The organism is Paracoccus sp. S4493 (genome assembly GCF_000967735.1).
In the GTDB taxonomy this organism is placed as follows: Bacteria; Pseudomonadota; Alphaproteobacteria; order Rhodobacterales; family Rhodobacteraceae; genus Paracoccus; species Paracoccus marcusii.
The window spans coordinates 1-20,100 of record NZ_JXYF01000172.1 but is presented as its reverse complement, the minus strand read 5'-3'; the positions used below and the strand labels follow the sequence as shown (position 1 = coordinate 20,100).

Annotated in this window: 27 protein-coding genes and 1 pseudogene; 3 read left to right on the top strand and 25 right to left on the bottom strand. The window is 59.3% G+C overall.

The window, feature by feature from the left end; all coding sequences use genetic code 11:
* Nucleotides 1–555 precede the first annotated feature (555 nt).
* The gene (locus TW83_RS20045; RefSeq protein WP_084697606.1) at nucleotides 556–1,221 is read right to left on the bottom strand and encodes a L,D-transpeptidase; all 666 of its coding nucleotides are present in this window, start codon (nucleotides 1,219–1,221) and stop codon (nucleotides 556–558) included.
* Nucleotides 1,222–1,571: 350 nt separating this feature from the next.
* Here TW83_RS20045 and TW83_RS15950 point away from each other — a divergent pair, with 350 nt between their 5' ends.
* Nucleotides 1,572–2,225 carry a L,D-transpeptidase gene (locus TW83_RS15950; RefSeq protein ID WP_084697604.1) on the top strand — a complete coding sequence of 218 codons (654 nt, stop codon included), beginning with the start codon at nucleotides 1,572–1,574 and terminating at the stop codon, nucleotides 2,223–2,225.
* A 113-nt stretch (nucleotides 2,226–2,338) separates the two neighbouring features.
* Here TW83_RS15950 and TW83_RS15945 read toward each other — a convergent pair whose 3' ends face one another.
* Both TW83_RS15945 and TW83_RS15940 read right to left on the bottom strand, forming a co-directional pair.
* Nucleotides 2,339–2,881: a L,D-transpeptidase family protein gene (locus tag TW83_RS15945; protein WP_045983766.1), complete on the bottom strand. Its 543-nt coding sequence runs from the start codon at nucleotides 2,879–2,881 to the stop codon at nucleotides 2,339–2,341.
* A gap of 33 nt (nucleotides 2,882–2,914) precedes the next feature.
* Nucleotides 2,915–3,382, bottom strand: a complete 468-nt coding sequence (locus tag TW83_RS15940; protein ID WP_052714943.1) for a DUF411 domain-containing protein — start codon at nucleotides 3,380–3,382, stop codon at nucleotides 2,915–2,917.
* Between TW83_RS15940 and TW83_RS20780 the strand changes: the two genes are divergently transcribed.
* Both TW83_RS20780 and TW83_RS15930 read left to right on the top strand, forming a co-directional pair.
* The gene (locus TW83_RS20780) at nucleotides 3,290–3,808 is read left to right on the top strand and encodes an IS30 family transposase (protein WP_157001675.1); all 519 of its coding nucleotides are present in this window, start codon (nucleotides 3,290–3,292) and stop codon (nucleotides 3,806–3,808) included. The genes TW83_RS15940 and TW83_RS20780 overlap by 93 nt on opposite strands.
* A 337-nt stretch (nucleotides 3,809–4,145) precedes the next feature.
* Nucleotides 4,146–4,475: pseudogene (locus TW83_RS15930) on the top strand (MFS transporter); the annotation flags it as partial.
* 128 nt (nucleotides 4,476–4,603) lie between these two features.
* Here the strand turns inward: TW83_RS15930 and TW83_RS15925 are convergent.
* From TW83_RS15925 to TW83_RS15835, 22 genes are all read right to left on the bottom strand, one after another.
* On the bottom strand, nucleotides 4,604–4,801 hold the full coding sequence (locus TW83_RS15925) for a heavy-metal-associated domain-containing protein (RefSeq protein ID WP_045983763.1): 198 nt from the start codon (nucleotides 4,799–4,801) through the stop codon (nucleotides 4,604–4,606).
* A 21-nt stretch (nucleotides 4,802–4,822) separates the two neighbouring features.
* A complete protein-coding gene (locus TW83_RS15920) occupies nucleotides 4,823–7,156 on the bottom strand; it encodes a heavy metal translocating P-type ATPase (protein WP_045983762.1) in 2,334 nt (777 codons plus the stop codon).
* Nucleotides 7,157–7,227: 71 nt separating this feature from the next.
* Nucleotides 7,228–7,713, bottom strand: a complete 486-nt coding sequence (locus TW83_RS15915; RefSeq protein WP_045983761.1) for a DUF305 domain-containing protein — start codon at nucleotides 7,711–7,713, stop codon at nucleotides 7,228–7,230.
* A 163-nt stretch (nucleotides 7,714–7,876) separates the two neighbouring features.
* The gene (locus TW83_RS15910) at nucleotides 7,877–8,599 is read right to left on the bottom strand and encodes a glutaredoxin family protein (RefSeq protein WP_170864207.1); all 723 of its coding nucleotides are present in this window, start codon (nucleotides 8,597–8,599) and stop codon (nucleotides 7,877–7,879) included.
* Nucleotides 8,600–8,647: 48 nt separating this feature from the next.
* Nucleotides 8,648–9,103, bottom strand: a complete 456-nt coding sequence (locus TW83_RS15905) for a DUF411 domain-containing protein (protein ID WP_239441400.1) — start codon at nucleotides 9,101–9,103, stop codon at nucleotides 8,648–8,650.
* A complete protein-coding gene (gene cueR, locus TW83_RS15900) occupies nucleotides 9,100–9,561 on the bottom strand; it encodes a Cu(I)-responsive transcriptional regulator (RefSeq protein ID WP_045983759.1) in 462 nt (153 codons plus the stop codon). The genes TW83_RS15905 and cueR overlap by 4 nt, the downstream gene beginning before the upstream one ends.
* A gap of 135 nt (nucleotides 9,562–9,696) precedes the next feature.
* Complete coding sequence (locus tag TW83_RS22300) at nucleotides 9,697–10,182, bottom strand: DUF305 domain-containing protein (protein ID WP_045983758.1); 486 nt, start codon at nucleotides 10,180–10,182, stop codon at nucleotides 9,697–9,699.
* A gap of 48 nt (nucleotides 10,183–10,230) precedes the next feature.
* Nucleotides 10,231–10,512: a hypothetical protein gene (locus TW83_RS20775; protein ID WP_157001672.1), complete on the bottom strand. Its 282-nt coding sequence runs from the start codon at nucleotides 10,510–10,512 to the stop codon at nucleotides 10,231–10,233.
* 27 nt (nucleotides 10,513–10,539) lie between these two features.
* Nucleotides 10,540–10,821, bottom strand: a complete 282-nt coding sequence (locus TW83_RS15890; RefSeq protein ID WP_045983757.1) for a copper-binding protein — start codon at nucleotides 10,819–10,821, stop codon at nucleotides 10,540–10,542.
* 17 nt (nucleotides 10,822–10,838) lie between these two features.
* Nucleotides 10,839–11,309 carry a cupredoxin family protein gene (locus tag TW83_RS15885; protein WP_045983756.1) on the bottom strand — a complete coding sequence of 157 codons (471 nt, stop codon included), beginning with the start codon at nucleotides 11,307–11,309 and terminating at the stop codon, nucleotides 10,839–10,841.
* Nucleotides 11,310–11,342: 33 nt separating this feature from the next.
* Entirely contained in the window at nucleotides 11,343–12,710 is a 1,368-nt protein-coding gene (locus tag TW83_RS15880) for a copper oxidase (RefSeq protein ID WP_045983755.1), read from the bottom strand.
* The gene (locus TW83_RS15875) at nucleotides 12,707–14,077 is read right to left on the bottom strand and encodes a TolC family protein (RefSeq protein ID WP_045983754.1); all 1,371 of its coding nucleotides are present in this window, start codon (nucleotides 14,075–14,077) and stop codon (nucleotides 12,707–12,709) included. Before TW83_RS15875 ends, TW83_RS15880 begins: the two co-directional genes overlap by 4 nt.
* Before the next feature lie 29 nt (nucleotides 14,078–14,106).
* Nucleotides 14,107–14,325: a hypothetical protein gene (locus tag TW83_RS20770; RefSeq protein WP_139085877.1), complete on the bottom strand. Its 219-nt coding sequence runs from the start codon at nucleotides 14,323–14,325 to the stop codon at nucleotides 14,107–14,109.
* A gap of 72 nt (nucleotides 14,326–14,397) precedes the next feature.
* Nucleotides 14,398–14,805 (bottom strand): hypothetical protein, encoded by a 408-nt coding sequence (locus tag TW83_RS20765; RefSeq protein ID WP_157001670.1) that lies wholly within the window; start codon nucleotides 14,803–14,805, stop codon nucleotides 14,398–14,400.
* A gap of 114 nt (nucleotides 14,806–14,919) precedes the next feature.
* Complete coding sequence (locus TW83_RS15865; RefSeq protein WP_045983767.1) at nucleotides 14,920–15,417, bottom strand: L,D-transpeptidase family protein; 498 nt, start codon at nucleotides 15,415–15,417, stop codon at nucleotides 14,920–14,922.
* A gap of 62 nt (nucleotides 15,418–15,479) precedes the next feature.
* Nucleotides 15,480–15,956 carry a DUF411 domain-containing protein gene (locus TW83_RS20035; protein ID WP_072298565.1) on the bottom strand — a complete coding sequence of 159 codons (477 nt, stop codon included), beginning with the start codon at nucleotides 15,954–15,956 and terminating at the stop codon, nucleotides 15,480–15,482.
* 61 nt (nucleotides 15,957–16,017) lie between these two features.
* Entirely contained in the window at nucleotides 16,018–16,479 is a 462-nt protein-coding gene (locus TW83_RS15855; RefSeq protein WP_239441399.1) for a cytochrome c, read from the bottom strand.
* 381 nt (nucleotides 16,480–16,860) lie between these two features.
* The gene (locus TW83_RS15850) at nucleotides 16,861–17,202 is read right to left on the bottom strand and encodes a hypothetical protein (protein ID WP_045983750.1); all 342 of its coding nucleotides are present in this window, start codon (nucleotides 17,200–17,202) and stop codon (nucleotides 16,861–16,863) included.
* Between the two features lie 135 nt (nucleotides 17,203–17,337).
* Nucleotides 17,338–17,613 (bottom strand): type II toxin-antitoxin system mRNA interferase toxin, RelE/StbE family, encoded by a 276-nt coding sequence (locus tag TW83_RS15845; RefSeq protein WP_084697600.1) that lies wholly within the window; start codon nucleotides 17,611–17,613, stop codon nucleotides 17,338–17,340.
* Nucleotides 17,606–17,899: a type II toxin-antitoxin system RelB/DinJ family antitoxin gene (locus TW83_RS20030; RefSeq protein WP_084697598.1), complete on the bottom strand. Its 294-nt coding sequence runs from the start codon at nucleotides 17,897–17,899 to the stop codon at nucleotides 17,606–17,608. The genes TW83_RS15845 and TW83_RS20030 overlap by 8 nt, the downstream gene beginning before the upstream one ends.
* Nucleotides 17,900–18,674: 775 nt before the next feature.
* Complete coding sequence (locus TW83_RS15840) at nucleotides 18,675–19,436, bottom strand: rhodanese-like domain-containing protein (protein WP_045983749.1); 762 nt, start codon at nucleotides 19,434–19,436, stop codon at nucleotides 18,675–18,677.
* Nucleotides 19,437–19,482: 46 nt separating this feature from the next.
* On the bottom strand, nucleotides 19,483–20,100 hold a 618-nt coding region (locus TW83_RS15835), incomplete at its 5' end, for a chromate transporter (RefSeq protein ID WP_045983748.1).

Below are 20,100 nucleotides of genomic sequence, written 5' to 3'. Positions count from 1 at the left end.
CTGATTTGCGCAACATCGCCTAGCAGACCCGAACATTCTCATCCCCTGTGTCGGGAGCCGCAAAGGCTGCGCGCGTCGTGCAGTGTGCCCATGAGATCTTCCCCGTCCTATTGGTGCGCAGTCCGCGTCGCGTGATCAAGACGATGGGTTGCAGGAGCCTGCCCGGCAAGCTTGTGCGCCGCGATGTTGAATGCGAAAGATATGCTGACAAGGCGAACGCGCACGAGGACGCAGAAATGAACAATAGATCCTTCATGGTCTTGGCAGCTGTCTTGATCACCGCCGGTTGTGGAAACATGACAGCTCGGACAGCAGCGCCGGAAACCAATTTCCAAAGTCTTCCGCCAACCCTCATAGCTCTCGTCGCGCCGGGGCAGGACGTTGCCACGGCGCGGCTTCTCCCGGATGATAACTGCTATTGGTACGAACATCGCGGACAAGTCGAAACTACCCTGCTTCCGCTGACCACAGTTGAGGGTCGTCCGATTTGCATGCAATCGCAGCCTTCAACCTGATCGGGTTGTGCTGGGGTCGGATTTCACGACCGAGGCTGCTCTAGCTCCCTGTCGCTATGCTCTCCGCAGCCGAATAAAGAAATGCGGTGGAGCTGATTTCGACATTTGAATAAAGATCGTTTATATGCGCCATGACCATCCGGACGCAGCCAGAACTGGCACTCGTGCCAATGCTTCTGGGAAACGGGGTTCCATGGATGCGCAAGTAGGTATCTCTTTCGCCGACATAGAGGTAAAGAGCTCGTGAGCCGAGTGCATTTTCAGGGCCGGGTTCCACCCCACCTTCAAATTGAGCGTAAATCTCTGGCTCTCGGGCAATCATGCTTTGCGTAGGTGTCCAATGTGGCCATTCGACCTTTCGCTTAATGGTATAAACCCCAGGCTCATACAAATCGCCCCTCCCGATGGCCACGCCGTACCGCATCGCGGTTCCCCCTGCTTCGATGTGGTAAAGATACTTTGCCACAGCATCCACATGGATATCACCCGGCACCAGGCCCTCGTTGGCCTGCACTCTTTGCGGTAAGAAACGCGGGTGCAAGCCCCACGGGTTGGATGTTGCTGCATTATAGCCGGGAGGGGTAACCTGTGCGTCCCATGCTGCCTTCTGACTAACGGTCGGCCATGATTCCGCAAACAGTGGACTGGAAACGGAAGCTGAAAACAACGCAGTGGTGGTCTGAATAAAGTGTCGCCGTGTCAACATGTTGTGTGCTCCTGTACTGCATTCGACATCGTCACAGCATGTGCTTTGATGCAACCGGTCCAACACAAATAATAAGGCCCCCAGATCAAGTTCGCTTGTGCCACCGGCTGATTTTTGGCGTCGGAAGGTTCTGGTGATGTAATTGTCCCCGATTTGCCTCACCCGGTGGGTCTCGATCTTAACGAAAGTCTGATGAATTTAGATTATCAGTCAGGCCAGGCGATCATATTGTCGTGCGTGTTGCGAACATCTCACGTCGGTGCAAATTATCGCCCCCTTGGGTTAGGTTGATGGCCGGTCGTTGGCTATTGTCTGATCTGACATGCCAAGGTCGAACACGAGAGGCGGAAATGGTCAATCATCCTACGTCCAGTAATCGGAGAACCTTTCTTCGTGGACTGGCGGCGGCCGGAGTCATTTTCCCGGCAACATCGGCGTTTGGTCAGGGTCTCGACCCCTATACCGGGCAGCCTATCTATGAAAATACGCCTGCTCCCGCTCCGCCCCCCGCAGGTCAAGGACTGGGCACCAGCGCGCCTGAGCGCAATCTCTCTTCATTCCGGGCACGGCACTGGAGCGAATTCTATCCCACGATCGGGAAAGGTGTCATTCTGGCGGACGTCACATCACGAGCGGTGCATTACTGGTCGACTGACGAAAGCGTCCAGTTTATCTTTCCCTGCTCGATCCCGATGACTGAAGACCTGACGCGACGGGGCCAGGCAGAAATTGTCCGGAAGGTGAAGAACCCGCCTTGGACTCCGACGGCCAGCATGCGCGAGAGAGACCCCAATCTTCCGCAGCAGGTGGCGGGCGGCGATCCTTTAAATCCCCTTGGGGCCTATGGGCTTTACCTGTCTTGGCCGGCCTATCTCGTGCACGGCACCGCAGATACGCGCAAGATCGGGCGGAAATCCTCGTCCGGGTGCTATGGGCTCTATAACGAACATGTCGCCCAGCTCTTTGAGGTCGCCGAAATCGGAACCCAAGTCACGGTGTTCTGATAACGAAGGACCGGGTATTGTCAGCGGCTTTTTAGTCCTCGGCGCTGCCCGACGATTTTGGAGGAGGCCGCGTTGCTGCTGCAAATTTCAGCTGTGACTTGGTTCGTCTCCCGCTATGGGTAGAGCATCACCGGGACGCCAGGCTGAAGCATCGCGTAGACATCCTCGATTTCCTGATCGGTCAATGCCAGACAACCCGCGGTCCAGTCCCGGTTGTTCGGCGCAAACCTGTTGCCCTCCGGACCGCGGCCATGGAACATGATGTCGCTGCCTGCACTGCGTCCGAACTGCGCGGCATAGGCTACATCCCGTTCGTTCGGGTAGGAGATGCCCACCGACAGGTGATATCGGCTCCGCGGATTGAAGCGGTCGATGTAGTAGAGGCCTTCCGGTGTTTTCCCGTCGCCCTCGAACTGCTTGGGGCCGAGCGGCTGGTTGCCGAGACCGAAATTATAGGATCGCAGCACGGTCTGTCCGTTCAGCAGAAACATCCGCCGTTCGGCTTTTTGCACCACCACCTGAGTGACCGGAGGACCGGAATAGCGCTTGAACTGAGGCGTAGCGCCGCGAGCTGGAGCCGTGGGTCCGGATTTCCCGCACGCGGCCAGGACGGCAAGCAAAGCGAGAGAGGCGTGGCGCCGGGAGAAGTTTGGCATCGGTCTGTTTCCTGCTCGGAGGGGCTCGATTTTTTATTGTGCTTCGGGATAGCGGGTAAAGACTTCGCTGCTGCCGTCTTGCCGGACGAGAAGCACGTCGTAGGCCTGACGCCGGCTATCGGGTCCCATGCCCGGACTACCGAATGGCATGCCGGGAACCGTCAGTCCAAGGGCATCGGGACGCTCGGCCAGCAGTCGCCGGATGTCGGCGGCAGGCACATGCCCTTCGAGGAAATAACCCTCCACGCTTCCGGTATGACAGGAGGTCAGCGCGATGGGTACGCCGAGATCGATCTTGTGCTGCATCAGCAAAGTGCCGAACCGCTCTTCGCTGGTCACCTGAAAGCCGTTTTCGCTTAGGTAGCTGGTCCATTGCTTGCAGCATTCACACCCGGTCCCCTCCACGACATGGATGGCGGTCGGGCTGTTCGCCAAGGAGAATGTCGGAGACGTGCTGGCTGCAACAGCCAGAAGCACCATGCGCCGTGTCAGTTCTATCATGATCACTCCCTCAATCTGCGTTCTGGCGGACTATCAGTCTTGCAGTGTCATCTTAGCCGACCCTGCGGTCATTGGTGGATACGGTCCTGCCGATCGATCACCTTTGACCGTGGTTCCGAGTTCATCGATTGGCCGCATCTGCAGGCGGAGGTGGGCGCCCAAACCTGGTTCTGCGAGGCGCAGTCACCGTGGCAGAAAGGCGCCGTCGAGAACGCCAACAAGCGTCTCAGACGATGGCTTTGCCGCGACACCGATCCGAACACCCTTTCCCAGGAGGAGCTCCGTCAGCTCTGCGCAGGCATCAATGCCACGCCGCGCAAGTGCCTCGGCTTCCGAACGCCTGCCGAGGTGTTCAAGGCTAACATACTCGGACGCGGCTACAGACGGGAGAAACTATCCCGGCAACCATTGTCGCATTTGGGCTAGCGCTTCCAGTGGGATGCGCTATTCTGAAACGCGACAAGCCATGATTTGCTGGGCTTTCGCGGATCGAGGAGTTCAACTTGGCATCGCATCTCACCCTCTCCGAGCGCCGCATCATTGCGGGCATGCTGCAGCGCAGATCAGTGTGGCGCAGATCGTCGCCTAGCTCGGCCGGAACGCACAGCTGCCTCCCTGATCATGAATACCCTGCCTCACGTTGATCCCTGACCGCCGGACGGCCTGTTCGCCGTCCACCTGATAGAGGACCGCATAGCCGCTGTCCCCGAACGCGATCAACCATTCCCGAAACTCCGGGGCCATCTTGTCGGCCGGGCGCCCTACTCGCGCGCTGTCTCTATCACGACTGGCCTATGATCTTGAGAACATCGTCAGCCCGATGCTGGCCAGCCTGCTGTTGGCGGTGATCAGTTACAACGCGCTCTTCTTCGGAACGATGGTCGGGTTCGCGGCGTCTGCGGCACTGGTCCTTTCTATTGTGCTTTCCAGTCCGAAGCCCTCCGAGCCGCGCGGCATCTATGATCGCCCGACCCGGGGCATCTGCATCTATCTGGCCACGCCCCGTCTGCGCGGATTGCTGGCGCTGACCATGGCCGCCGCGGGGGCGGCGATGGTCCTGGTCAACTTGGTCATGCTGGCGCGGGGTATGCTTGATAAACCTACCGCCTCGGGTCTGGATAAGCACGAATGAGGTATGAGCATGATACATTTTGATAAGGCAGATGGGCCAGACGCCTGATACGCCCATTGCGGCGACTGAACATCCGGCCCAACTTTAAATTAGGCCAGAGTGGCGGGGTATCCTGCTGCGGCCAGTGCCACTTGAACGTTGTCCGGCTTAGCCCGGCTTTCCAAAGCGATCGTTCGTAACGCCATGTCGAACTCGATCTGTGCCTCGGGGTCGATTGCATGGACGGTCTTTTGCACCGTTGCCTTGCAGTGGCCACAGCTCATGTTGGGGATATTGAACGTCGTCATTAGCTTTTCCTTTTTGTTTTTCTAGAGATCAACCCGCCGCAGGCGGAGGGCGTTGGTGATAACCGAGACGGAGGACAGGCTCATCGCCGCCGCTGCAATCATTGGCGAGAGCAGAAGGCCGGTGACGGGGTAAAGCAGGCCCGCCGCGATCGGCACGCCAAGTGCATTGTAGGCGAAGGCGAAGAACAGGTTCTGCTTGATGTTGCGCAACGTTGCCCGAGCCAGCTTGCGTGCCCGGACGATGCCCGTCAGGTCGCCGCCAAGAAGGGTTATCCCGGCACTCTCCATGGCCACGTCAGCGCCCGTGCCCATGGCGATGCCGACATCGGCAGCGGCCAGCGCAGGCGCGTCGTTCACCCCGTCACCTGCCATGGCGATCTTGTGACCCTCGCGGCGCAACTGATCGATCAGGTCTTTCTTGGCTTCTGGGAGGACACCCGCCCGCACCTCGTCGATGCCGAGCTTTCTCGCCACCGCCTGTGCTGTTCGTTCGTTGTCGCCCGTCGCCATGATGACACGTAGCCCCTGAGCGTGGAGTTCGCGGATCGCTTGCGCGGTACTTTCCTTGATTGGGTCGGCGACCGCCACGATACCGGCAAGCGCGCCATCGACCGCAATGAACATCGCCGTCTTGCCCTCGGCGCGCAGAGTGTCAGCCTTCCCTTCGGCCGCGCTCGTGTCCAGATCCATCTCCTGCATCATGGCCGCGTTGCCAAGCGCCACTGCCCGTCCGCCAACCGTGCCGCGCACGCCTTTGCCGGTGACAGCCTCAAAATCCAACGCTTCTTGCCGCACGGCACCCTGCGCCTCTGCGCCCTCCACGATTGCCTCGGCCAGCGGGTGTTCCGAGCCGCGCTCAAGCGCTGCCGCCAGTGACAGCAAGTCCGCTTCGGCCACGTCCCCGAGTGCCACGGTATCCGTCAGCTTCGGCTTGCCCATGGTTAGCGTACCAGTCTTGTCGACAATCAGGGTATCAACCCCCGCCATCCGCTCCAGCGCCTCGGCATCCTTGATCAGTACACCTGCCTGTGCGCCGCGCCCTGCCGCGGTGGTGATCGAAATCGGCGTGGCCAACCCAAGGGCGCAGGGGCAGGCGATGATCAGCACTGACACGGCCGAGGCGATGGCAAAGACCAGCGAAGGCTCGGGGCCGAAAATCAGCCAGACAACGAAGGCGAAAATTGCGATACCGACCACCGTCGGCACGAACACCGCCGAGACCCGATCGGCCATCCCCTGGATCGGGGCCCGGGACCGCCGCGCGTTCGAGACCATCGTTACGATCTGCGCAAGAACGGTATCGGCGCCGACTTTGCCCGCCTCGATCACAAGGCTGCCGTTCTTGTTGATCGTGGCCCCGGTCACCGCATCGCCGGGACTTTTTTCCACCGGCATCGACTCGCCGGTCAGCATGCTCTCATCCAGGGATGAGCGGCCCTCGATCACTTTGCCGTCCACCGGCACTGCATCGCCCGGGCGCACGCGAAGCCGGTCACCTTCCATGATGTTTTCCAAGGGGGCGTCATATTCCGACCCATCCGGCAGGATACGCCGCGCGGTCTTGGGTGCAAGGTCGAGCAGCGCGCGAATGGCATCCCCGGTACGTTCACGTGCGCGAAGTTCCAGAACCTGGCCCACGAAGACCAGTGCAATAATCACCACCGCCGCCTCGTAGTAGGTGCCGACGCCATGACCCATTCGATAGGCATCGGGAAATACGCCGGGCAGGAAGGTCGCGACGAGCGAATAGAGGTAGGCTGCCCCCACACCCAGGCTGATCAACGTCCACATGTTCGGTGATCGGTTCACAAGTGAATCCCAGCCTCGCCTGAAGAATGGCAAGGCGGCCCAGAGGATGATCGGTGTCGCCAGGATGAATTCGAGATAGCTTGCGGTTTCGTGGCCAATCCAATCCCGCACCGGCAGAGCGACCAATTCTCCCATCGTCAGGATGATCAGCGGCACTGCGGCGGCTGCTGAAATCCACATGCGCCGTGTGAAGTCGGTCAGTTCCTCGCTCGGTTCATCCGAGGGCAGCATGGGTTCAAGCGCCATCCCGCAGATCGGGCAGTCGCCTGGCACATCACGGACAATCTCCGGGTGCATCGGACAGGTATACTGAGCGTTGGCCGGAGCCGCCTTCTTTTGTCCTGCGGCTCTGCCTGAAGCGTAGAACCAAGGATCTACCTTGAACCTGGTCTTGCATTTCTCTGAGCAGAAATGAAACGTCTTGTCTCCAAACACTGCTCGATGTCCGTCAGGCTTGACCGCAACCGTCATCCCGCAGACCGGGTCCTTTGCCGTCTCGGTCCCCGCAGGGATGTCTGGCGACGCGTGATGATGATCGTGATCCATGTCTTGCCAACTTTCTACTGATGTTCGTCCATCTAAGATGCCCGGCGAGTGACACCCTGATTTGACATGATTTAGTTAGCTTCGATGCGGGGAGTGCCCGCAGGTGCGTCGCCATTTGCCTCGATATCGGCGATGTACCGTTTCATTTCTGCGATCTCGTTGCGCTGCGCCTCGATGATCGCGTCAGCAAGGTCCCGGACCCTTGGATCGGAAATATCCGCGCGTTCACTGGTCAGGATGGCGATGGAATGGTGAGGGATCATTGCCTTCATCCAGGCAAGATCCTCAACCGTCTCCTGGCTTCGCACCAGCCAAAGGGACAGAACGAATGCCAAACCGGCGCCCACGAAGATCGCAATGTTTTTCTTCCGATCGGAATACATGCCCAACATGAAGGCGAGCATGATGACCGCCATGACCGATCCCATGTAAATCGCCATCCACATGCGGGTCTGCGAAAACTCGATGTGATCAATCGAATAGGTATTGAGGTACATCAGCCCATACATGACGATGGTCGAGGTCGCGATCATCGCGAAAAAGCGGCCATATCCCATGATATGTCTCCGTTTCTATTTTAGGTTTCTCTTGAAGCCGGAACATTGAGGCTGTGCCTCATGGTCGGAATGATCCATTTTCATCTTCGGCTACAGGCACAGTAGAACTTTTTGCCTGCAGCCGTTTGCGCTGCAAAGCGCGGCTCTCTATCGAATAGCGTGCTCAATGCCCGAGCATCGTAACCTTGATCAGCATCCAGATGGCCATGGCGATCATCATTAGGTTCTCGGTCAGCGAGACGAAGCCCAGGGGCACGTTGCTGTCACCACCGACGCAGGCGCATTTGATCTCTCGCTTGTCGATGTAGACCGCCTTGTAAACCGACACAGCGCCAATGGTGCCGATGAAGAGGGCCACCGGGATCGACAACCACATCAGCGCGCCCGCGACCATCAGGACGCCCGCCAGCCCTTCGGCGAAGGGATAGACGTAGCCGTAACGAACCCACCTCTGGGCCAGCAGGTCATAGTTGAGGAACATCGTGGCGAAACTTTCCACGTCCTTCAGCTTCTGCAGGGCCAGCAGACACATGGCGAAGGCCACAAACCATTCCGCCGCAGCCACAGTGGTCAGCTGACCGAACGCCGCCCAGCTGGTCGCCAAGGCCATGGCGGCAGCCATGGCAAACAGCGCGATCACCGGTCGGTAGGTCGTCGCGCTCTTGTCGCGCACGGTCTTGCCGAAGTGACGCCGCAGATCGTCATAGCCACCGATCCGCTGGTCGCCGATGAAGGTCTGCGGCGTGGTCTGGACGTCATGCTGCTCCTTGAAGGCATCGACCTCGGCACGGGTCGTCAGATGATGGTCCTCGACGCGATAGCCCTGCCGTTTGAGCAGGTCGAGCGACTTGAGCCCGTAGGGGCACATGTGCTTGGTCATCACCATGCGGTGGAGGGTGGCCGTCCTGGGCGCTGCAGGTGTCATGGGGAAACCTCAATACCTTGCGAAGACGCTGTTGCCGGAATCGCCCCAGAGAATGACCTCGAAAGGATCGGACTGGCCGCCCATTTCCATGCCGGGCGAACCGATCGGCATGCCAGGAACGGCCAGACCACCCGCATCTGGGCGCTGATCCAGCAAATTGCGGACGGCATCAGCCGGAACATGGCCTTCGATTACATAGCCTTCGACGAGGGCCGTGTGGCAGGACCGAAGAGATTGAGGAACGGCCTGCTCATCCTTGAAGGCCTCGACGTCATCGGTCAGGGTTTCTTCTACTATGAAACCGCTTTGCCGGAGATGATCGATCCAGGCTCCGCAACAGCCGCAATCGGGTGATCGAACCACCGCGATCAGGGTGTCTTGGGGTGTGGACACCGCCCCCAGCACCGATGTTGCGGGAATGAGGACCGCGGCGAGCGTTCCGATGAACAGACGTCTGTCGATCACGATGTGATCCTTTCGTTGAGGTTAGCGTGGGGACCGGCATGATGTGAGCATCTGCCCGAGGCAGGGTATGCTTCCGTTTCCAGATTATGCAGGATCGGGCAGTCCGGGCGCTCGTTTCCGGCACAGGATCGCACCAGCGTCTCCAACGTGTCGGCCATGTCCGCCAGGTGGGTAATCTTGTGGCGGAGATCCTGGACCCGGGCTTGTGCCAGCGCTTTCACATCGGCGCTGCGCCGGTCGGTGTTGCGCCACAGATCCAACAGGCCGGTGATTTCGCTGATCGGAAAGCCCAGATCCCGCGACCGTGCAATGAACCGAAGCATGTGAATGTCTGCATCGGCGTAGTTGCGATACCCCGAGGCTGTGCGCGCAGCTTGGGGGATCAAGCCGATCTGCTCGTAGTAACGGATCATCTTGGCCGACACACCCGAGAGGGCAGAGGCATCTCCGATGTTCATGGGCTGGGCTCCGTTCGTTTTAGGGAACAGATATGCGGCTTCCCATGATGGGAAGGTCAAGAGCGGCCGCGGGTCTTTTTTGATGGTCTTTAGCAGAGAACCGCGCGGCATCATGCCGCGCGGTTCAAGGCAGGCTCAGTTGGCGTTCTCAGCCAGCCAGGTGGTCATTTCCTCGATCTCACCGACTTGGGCGGCGATGATCTCACCCGCAAGTTCGATCATCTCAGCGTCTTCGCCATGCTCAAGAAGAACCTGGGCCATGTCGATGGCACCCTGATGGTGGGCAATCATCCCGCAAGCAAAGGCCACGTCGGCATCTTCGTTCATCATGCCGTCATGCATGGCAGGCATCGTGACCATCATGCGACGCATGTTCTCCTGAACATGTTCCGGCATGGTTGCCAAGTCCACGCCACCCATCCCCATCATGGCGCCCATGCCGTCAGACTGCGCATCGCCGCCCATCTGTGACCCGTCCATGCTTTCAGCAGGCATATCACTGGCGGGTGCAGCCATGGCGCACTGCTCAGGCATCTGGAATTCAGCGTCCTGAGCAAAGACGGGCGCAGTAAGGCTGGTCGCAGCAATCGCTGCGGCAATAAGGATCTTAACAGAACTCATCTCAGTCCTCCGTAAATTTGAGACATATGACGATGCTAAGCCTGTTGCTCAGAAAACTGAAACATGCATGACGACATCGTCAGGGCTCAACCCTGCCCTACCCAGTTCCCTTGAGGACATGATACGTCCTGCCGGAACAGGAATCGTATTCGTAGCCGGCGCAACAGAATCCGACCGGTCAGGCCTTTCCGGCGTATTGTCCACGGAAGCTGATGCTCCGCCCCCTGAGCCTGCATTCGATCCTCTTGTTCCGTGACTTGCCTCTTCAGCATATCCGGCACCAGCCATCAGGCTGACCGCAGTAAGAATGGCCACAAATTTCTTGTTCATTTTATCCTCCGAACGGCGACGGTTCGATTATTCCAGAATTTCAGTGATGGTCAGCTTGCCTTTGACCCGGTCGGCCGCAAAGCGGATGCTCTGCCCCTCGCTCAGGCCCTCGAGCATTTCCGGCTCTGCGACCTGGAAGACCATCTTCATGGCCGGCATATCCAGGTTCTTCAGCTCCTCATGATCGACGGTCACCTTGCTCCATTGGGTGTCGACCTTGGTGACGGTCCCGTTGGTGATGTGCGTGTCCGCAAAGGCGCCTCCAGCAGAAAGGATCAGCGCAGCGGCAGTCAGTTGGATCAGTTTCATGGTCAGGTCCTCGCGGTTCAGGATTCGGTGACGTTCAGGGGGCCGTGCATGCCAGCCTCGTAGTGGCCTGGTATGAGGCAGGCGAACTCGAACTCTCCGGATTCTCCGAATGTCCAAAGGATCTCGCCGGTTTCGCCGGGCTGAAGACGGACCGCATTCGGGTCGTCGTGTTCCATTTCCGGGAACTTCGCCATGACCTCCTTATGCTCGGCATTGGTCTTGACACTGTCCATGACGAATTCATGTTCCAGCTCACCGTTATTGGTGATGACAAGACGAACCGTCTCACCGGGTGCAAACGACAGCTCGCCCGGTTCAAAAATCATGGCCCCTTCTTCGGTTTCCCGCATGGAAACCTCCACAGTCTGCATGTCTCCATCCGTGGCTGGCATGCCCATCGGATTTTCATGGCCGCCTTCATGTTTTCCGGCTGCAAGTGCGAGGGCCGGGAAGAAGGCAATTGCAGTCACCAGCATAAACGATTTCATCATGTTTCCTTTGTGTTGCTCGATAGGGTCAGGTCAGCCCAAACGCTTGCCGCCACGGGGGGTCAGGATCGTTTCAGGGCTGTAGTTGCTGGCATGATCAGGCAGTTCGCCTGTCCATTCCCATGCCTGCGTACCGGGGGGGTTCTCGAACCAGCCCGGATCGGAATAGTCGTCAGGGGCGATGCCTTCGCGCACCTTCATGACAGAGAACATGCCGCCCATCTCCAGCGGACCATGCGGACCCCAGCCTGCCATCATCGGGATGGTGTTTTCGGGAATCTCCATGGACATCTCGCCCATGTCACCCATGCCGGCGGTGCCCATCGGCATGTAGCCGGGCTGGTGACGGCGGACCATGTCGGTGACGCGGCTCTTGTTGGCGCCGATGATCGTGGGCAACTCGTGCCCCATGGCGTTCATGGTATGGTGCGACTTGTGGCAGTGGAACGCCCAGTCCCCTTCATGAACGGCATCGAATTCGTAGGCACGCATCGCACCTACAGGAATATCGATGCTGACCTCAGGCCAGCGGGCTTCCGGCCGGACCCATCCTCCATCTGTGCAGGTCACCTCGAAATCATAGCCATGCATGTGAATGGGGTGATTGGTCATTGTCAGATTGCCGACACGCACTCGGACACGGTCGCCTTTGCTGGCGACAAGCGGGTCAATGTCCGGGAAAATGCGGCTATTGAAGGTCCACAGGTTGAAGTCCGTCATCTCCGCGACGCGGGGGATATAGGTGCCGGGATCGATGTCATAGGCGGCCAACAGGATACCGAAGTCACGATCCACCGGCATGAAGGCCGGGTCGCGCGGATGCACGATGAACAGCCCCATCATGCCCATGGCCATCTGGACCATCTCGTCGGCATGGGGGTGGTACATGAAGGTCCCCGACTTCACGAGATCGAACTCGTAGACGAAGGTCTTGCCCGAAGGGATGCCCGGATGGCTGAGACCCGACACACCGTCCATCCCGGACGGCAGGATCATGCCGTGCCAGTGAACCGAGGTATGTTCGGGCAGGCGGTTGGTCACATAGATGCGGACCCGCTCGCCCTCGATGGCCTCGATCGTGGGGCCGGTGGACTGTCCGTTATAACCCCACAGGCGCGCGACCATTCCGTCCGCCATGATCCGCTCGACCGGCTCGGCGACAAGGTGGAATTCCTTGACATTGCCGTTCATTCGATAGGGCAGCGACCAGCCGTTCAGAGTTACGATCGGGTTGTATTCAAGTCCGGTCGTCGGGCGCGGCGGCACCTGCGTATAGGGGCTGTCCGTGCTGGCCGCCTCGGGCAGATCGCGAAAGCGTGTCTGCGCCTGACCCATGTTGACGGTCAGGGCCGCAGCCCCTGCCCCGATGCCCGCACCCATCAGTTGTCTGCGATTCATCATTCGTCCTCTCCATTGTCACTTGCGCCACCCCAGATCGCGGCGGTGGCATCCGCCTCGGCCAGCCAGTAGTCGCGCTTGGCCTCGGCAGCGCTCAGCTGGGAGTCCAACCCTTCACGGGCATCGTTCAGAAGCTCGAAAGTGGAGGTCAGCATGCCGTTGTAGCTCAGTAGCGCCTGCTCATCGATTTCCCGGCGTAGAGGCAGGACCTGGTCGCGCCAGTGCAGGGCGATCTGATGCTTGCCCGTGACTGCCGAATAGGCAGACCGCGCCTCCGAGCGGGCATTGATCGCCGACTGCGCCAGGTTATTGGCCGAACGCAGATATTCGAGTTTTCCGCGGCGGGAAATCAGTCCGCTGGTGTCGTAAACCGGAATGCTGAAGGCGACGTCGACCACCGGTGAGCGTTCGTTCTCTCCATCTTCACGCTCGATTTCGACGCCGGCGGCGACTTCTGCATCCGAGAGCATGCGGGTCTGTCCAGTCAGTCGATAGCGCGCGGCCACAGCCTCCAGCTCCAACCGGCCCGCAGCCAAATCGACGCGGTTTTCCAGCGCCAGCCGTTCGATATTGGAACGGTTCGGCGCGCTGCCCGGAAGCGCCGGCAGGCTGTCGGGAACATAGAACTCTGTCCCTGTGCCCCACAGGCCCAGAAGGCGAACGAGCTTCTCTTTCGCAATTTGTGCTTCCAGCCTTGCCTCGGCTCGTTCGGCTGCCAGCTCTGCATTGAACGCATGTTCCCGTGCCTGATCGGCGCGACTCAGCGCACCCGTTTCGCCAAGCTCTGCGGCCAGCTCGGATGCCGCGTCCGCGGCGCCTTGCGCTCGACCGACCAGACCGGCTGCCTCGAACGCACCGACGGCCTCGATCCAGGTCCGGCGGGTTTCATGGGCCAGCGCCAGGGTTTCGCCCGCTGCGGCCAGCTGAGCCTGCCGAAACTCCAGATCGGCGGCCCGCGTGCGCGATCTCTTCGTGACCATGTCCAGAATTGATGACGCCACCGTACCTTCCACGGACCGGGTGACATCTCCACTGACCAGCCCGGACACTGAGATGCCGACGCTCGGTACCGGTCCGAGGGCCGTCTCCCACAGATCTGCAGCAGACATGCCCAGGTCAGCATAACTGGCCTGCAGGCCGGGGTTGTTCAGAAGCGCCACCTGCACCGCCTGTTCGGCACTGATTGTCTTTCCCTGAACAATGGCGCGCACGCGTTGCGCATGAGCCTGCCGTTCAGCCGGCGTCTGAAGCCAGGCTGCCTCTGCCCCTGTCGCCTGTCGGGAGATCCCGGCAACAGTCTCGAACCCTGCCCGCTCGCCGCGGGCCTTGCTCATGGTCACCGTATCCGCACAGGCGGACAGCAGCAGCACTGCGCCCAACGAAAGTCCCAATGCCCTCTTCATTCGACACCCGGGGCTTGGGCATTGTTCAGGTCGGTCCAGTTACCTGGTTCCTGAACGCTGCGGCTTCGATAGGTGATGGCAGGACCTGCCTGCAGGTTTGAAACGGGAGATGTCGTGTCAGCAACGGTGACAAGCCCGGATGACGTATCCAGAGGCGCCAGCGGGGCGCAAGCCACCGCGACAAGCGGCATTGCAGCCGCAAACAGAAGTTTCATGTGATGAATCCGCTTTTAGATCAGAAGGATGGTCGCCGTGGCCCGTTCAGGCGTCGGCTTGCAACGTTCGGATCAGGCCCGCGGAGGGCGGCGCAGTCCTTCGGAAACGGTCAGTTCCACCAGCGGGGCCGTGCGGACAGCTTCAATCGTCTGGCTGATCAGAAAGGCCTGAGCCATATCGCTGGAACTCAGGAGTGCTGTAACCGGGCAGGCATGGGCCTTGCAGTGCGATCCATGCCCTTCGGAAGACGTATCCTCATTATGGACATGATCTTCGACAATTACGACACTCAAATGGGATTGGTCCGAGCTATCACCAGCAAAGTGCTGTCCATGATCATCAGAGCTATCGGCAGCGGCGGCTGTCAGCATCATGTCGCATTTCAGATCCATCGACGCGTTTCCTGCAGATGCAGTGACGCCCATCGAGACCAAAGTCACGACGAAGATCATAGCAAGCTGGCGCAGAACGTGGATCATAAGTGTTGTCTAATAGGGTGAAAGTTAGACATCAATGAATTTCCAGCGCCTTGCGCAGGAATGTTACCGCCTCGGCCATCTGTTGCCGTTGCTCGAACGTGATCATTCAAAGCCCTATGCATAAAGCATCACCGGTACACCCGGCTGCAGCATGGCGTAGACGTCTTCGATTTCCTGATCGGTGAGGGCGAGGCATCCGGCTGTCCAATCGCGATTTCGTGGTGCGAGTGCGTTTCCTTCCGGACCCCGCCCGTGGAACATGATGTCGCTTCCCGCACTTCGACCGAACTGTGCGGCGTAAGCCTTGTCCTGATCATTGGGGTAGGAAATGCCGACAGACAGGTGATATCTGCTGCGCGGATTGAAGCGGTCGATGAAATACAGCCCCTCGGGCGTCTTTCCGTCGCCTTCGAACTGCTTAGGGCCAACCGGCTGGTTGCCCAGCCCAAAATCATAGGATCGCAAGACTGTCTGGCCGTTCAGCAGGTGCATCCGGCGTTGGCCCTTGTAGACAGCCACCTGTGTTACCGGCGGGCCGGAGTATCGCTTGAATTGCGGTGCAGGGGCCGAGCTGGGCCCTGACGATCCGCATGCAGCAAGGGATGCGAGCATAGCCAGCGACGCATGTCGGCGATTAAAGGTTATCATAGAGAGAGCTCCTTGGAGATCATGCTTCAGGCCGACGCAGCGGCGTATCGGTTAAAGATTGTGTGGCTTCCATCCTTGAGCACGAGCAGGACATCATAAGCCTCACGGCGGCTTTCCGGGCCCATTCCGGGGCTGCCATAGGGCATGCCCGGAACGGTCAGGCCAAGGGCGTCGGGACGCTCTTGAAGCAGTTTGCGGATATCGGTGGCTGGGACATGTCCTTCCACGAAATAGCCCTCGACCGACCCGGTGTGACAAGACGTCAGGTCGATGGGAACGCCGAGGTCGATCTTGTGCTGCATGAGAAGCGTGCCGAAACGCTCCTCACTCGTGACCTGAAAGCCGGCATTCTGAAGGTGCTGTGTCCATTGCCGACAGCATTCGCACCCCCTGCCCTCCACGACATGGATGGCGGTGGAAACAACAGGTAGCTGCCCGAATGCAGGCAGTGCGGTTACGGCGGCGGCGGCACATAACACGAAGCGACGGGTGACGAAGTTCAACGGCGATCCCCCCAGAAAAGGCGGCCAGGGGCCGCCGACAGGCTTGTGGATTTTGCTGCAATCATTCTTCCGGTCCCTCACGGTCGGAGACCTCGGCCTGATACTCGTATTGGCGCTTGGGCCATGTGCTTTTGATGTAGGCCAGGGTGGCGCGGATTTCCGCATCCGTCAGAATGCCCTCGAAGGCCGGCATGTCGCTCTCATAGCCAGGCACGACACCACTGATCCCCAGCTTGGTCAGTGTGAACAGCTGATTGTCGGAGTGGTGCCATGTATGCCCCGTTTCGTCATGGGGCGGTGCCGGCATCCGCCCGTTCTCCAGCGGACGTTTCCAGTCGGGCTGTCCTTCCAGATCCGGTCCGTGGCATGACGCGCAATTTTGCGCGTAGAGTTCTTTTCCTTGTGCGATTTCCTGCGCGGTTACTGAGACGCCCAGAAAAGCAACTTCAGCCCTTTCGGACCGATTAACTTGTGCGAAAGCCGCCACAGCCGCCACACCGGCAAATGACAGCCCGGCGAGCATCAAGACCCGTGATCTCATGTCGGTCCCCGCAGGTATTTGAGAAGGGCAGCTATGCCCAGGACCAGGAGGGCCAAGACGAGAAGCGCAAAGAGTCCGCAGCCCAGCATCATCATGCCCGCCATGGGGCTATTCATCATTGTCATGCCATTTTCCTCCAAAGAGGGTGGTCAAGCCATTCTTCGCAAGCGGCATTGACCGCAGAAATCTCAGGGAAAAACTGAGTGTGTAAAGCTGCATGCAAACTCTGCTGCATAGGACACCTGACTATCTAGATTTGAAACGGAACTGCCGATCTAAAGGGATTCAGCAGTCCTGGCGGCGAGCGTGCTCAAGGGGACAAAACCTTGTGCGCACGCGTCGCCTGCCGCAGCAGCAGTCAAATCAGATGAATGGGCGTGGGGGGCTCCGAAGCGGCAGCCAATGCAGATCACTGAACATGACATCGGCAACCTGCCGCTTCGAGAGGCGCCGAGCCTGTCTGAGATCAGAGGTCTCTAATTCAGGAATCGTGACGAAGCCCCCCGCCGAACAGATCAGATTGCAGTCCGCCGTTCCAATTTCACCCCTGTCGCTGCAATCCAGGCATTCGGACATGCCGGAATGTGCCATGGCCATCATGCCGTCATTGGGCACTGACGCGGCAGTCGCCGGTGCGGGCATCATCGATCCAACCGCGAATACGGTGAAGGCGACAAGAAACAGGGCCCGCAGATAGGTCTTCATGACTATCGAGTTAGCGGCATGTTGCGGAAAAATCCACGACAAGATGATCGCGTTGCCGTGACCGGAACAGGAGGGAACTGACTGGGGCACTGCCGCTGAGCCGGCGCCCGCCCTCGTCTTTCAACCGATCGCTTGTCAGGGCCACATCTGCGCGGCATGAAGCACACGAAGGATCGTCACGACAGACGGCGTCTCAGCATAGATGACAATGTAGTTCGGGCGAACGACCAACTCACGTGTCCCCTGAACGCGTCCTGACCGGCACCGCTTGGGATGCATTGGAAGTTGCGCAACCTTTCCCTGAATTTCCTCCATCAGAGCAAGAGCAGCATCAGGATTGTCATCCGAGATATAGTCGACGATTGCCATGAGGTCGGCGACCGCGAAGGCATTCCATTCGAGTTCAGGCACCCCGTTTGCCGTCGATCAATGCCCGGGCGTCACGCATGACCTGGTCATGTGGAACGCCAGGTCGGGTATCTGTCAGCGCTTCCTGCACTTTCGCCCGGAACCAGCTATCATAGCTTTGAGGATTTGCAGTCAGACCGGCCGGCAAACCCCCTTCAGCCGCCACACGGGTCAGCAGGATACGGACTGCGTCTGATAGGGTCAGGCCTACACCTGCCAGTGCGCTACTGGCTTGTGCCTTGAGATGATCGTCCACACGGACATGCAGCATCGAGGTATGGGTGGGCATTCGAGCCTCCTGTGTATCTCATATGAGATACACAATGCCATAGAAGGATCAAGACTTGTTTGGCCTCGTCTGGCTCAGTGGTGTGGAATGCTGCTTCAAGAATGAGACGGAAGGCATTGTAGGAATTATCGTTATTGCTTTATCCCCGATATTACCCCCGAAAAATGTGGATAAGTCCTCAGCGTCCGATGGCCACCATTCGCGTCGATGCTGTCTTACGGTCGTGATGCTGCTTTCCAAAAAGGTGTGGTGATCACAGTAGCCGCCGATCGCGATCGCAGCCTGTAAGTGTCAAGCAAAAATGTCATTTTGACCTTTTGTCGGACCAAAAGGTCATACTGCTTTCCTAGGTAGGCAAACGCAGTGACATGCAGCAGTTCCAAGCTGCAACGCGGATCAAAGAATGCCCGCCTCCCCTGCTCCTTTTTCAGAGTGTTCAAAAACGATCGTTTCTGAGCATGGGGCATGGGAGGTCATTGCTCCATTGAGTAGGTACCTCCTAAGGCGATAAGTAGCTAAGGAAAGCTGCAATGCCATTTTATCTTACATTATAGAATTATTAGCTAACAGACTTACAAAACTGGAATATTTTCTTCTGCCCCCGGAAATATCCCCGAAATATGTGGATAACTTGGGGTTGCGGCCAAACGATAGCGATGACCAAGTCTTGTGTAATGTAACATAATTGCGGTTACTGGGTATTATGATACCTTAGTGGAAGCTAGGTTTCCGCGTTTCATCAGTCCCTCATGCGATGAAATTCACGTCGGAGGGGCTACTCCAACGGACAGCTCTCATCAGCGGCCCAGTCCCCAAAGCTGAGGTAATAGACCCGTACATCTTCCTGCCCCGCCGCGACTGCTGCCAACGCTGCCAAGGCTGCACGCCCACCGCCCTGGCAGTGGGTCACAACAGGAGCGCCGCTGCGCACCCCCGCGTCAGCCAACATCTGCGCAAGCTCGGACGCCGGACGCAGATGACGTCCGTCAAGCAAATCCCGATGATCGAGATGCGCCGCGCCGGGTAGATGCCCGCCGCGCTTGTTTCCCTTCAGGTCTTCGCCTTCAAACTCCGCTGCCGTCCTGGCATCAAAAATCTGCACTGATGGCAAGGCAACTTTCAGCTCCTGCCGCCCGACGAGGCCGACCGCCCCCGCGCCGGGGCGCAGGTCGGGCGCGGAGGTTCCCGGCGTTGCCTGCGCGGGAAGCCTCCCCAGATCTGGAAGGCCACCATTTAGCACTGCAGCGGGCAGCCCAAAATACTGAAGGATGAACCAGACGCGAGCCGCCTCCGTCATGCCTCCGTCGTCTAAAACCACAGTCAGGGCATCCTGCGTCAGGCCTAGTTGCCTGATCTGGTCCTGCCAATATGCGACATCATCAAACCCCGTATCACTCTGCTTGGCGGTGGCGATCCAGTCGTGGATCGGGACGACCGCCATACCGGCGGGTCGCTCCTCTGCTGTGGGGACGTAAAGAAGACGCAAAGGCCCCAGATCAGCCAGTTGAGCCGCGGCAACGATGGGCGAATTGCTCATGGGGTCATGTCCTTTTTCAGAATGTCCGGTGTCAGACTAGGCGCCATCAGACAACTCCAGCCAGCCTCAGGAACAGTCCCGCGAAGGCACAGATCGCCAGCACAGTGACGGCGTCCAGCTTCAAGCGGAACACGGCCAGGATTGCGACGATGACCAGCGCCAGCGCGGCGACATCCAAGGTTCCCCAGACCGGCAGGTCCAGGTCCAGCCCCATCGCGGCCACCGGGCGCAGCCGGTCGAACAGCACATGCAGCCCGAACCACAGTGCCAGGTTCAGGATCACCCCCACCACCGCCGCGGTCACCGCGGTCAGCGCCGCCGTCAGCGCGTGGTTGTCGCGCAGGCGTTCGATGAAGGGCGCGCCCAGAAAGATCCACAGGAAGCAGGGCAGGAATGTGACCCAGGTGGTCAGCAACCCCCCCAGGGTCCCGGCCAGCAGCGGCGGCATACCGCCCGCCTCGCGCAGCGCGCCCATGAAGCCCACGAACTGGGTCACCATGATCAGCGGCCCCGGCGTGGTTTCCGCCATGCCCAGCCCGTCCAGCATCTCTCCGGGTGCCAGCCAGCCATAGGTCTCGACCGCCTGCTGGGCGACATAGGCCAGGACGGCATAGGCGCCGCCGAAGGTCACCACCGCCATCACGCTGAAGAACCCGGCGATCTG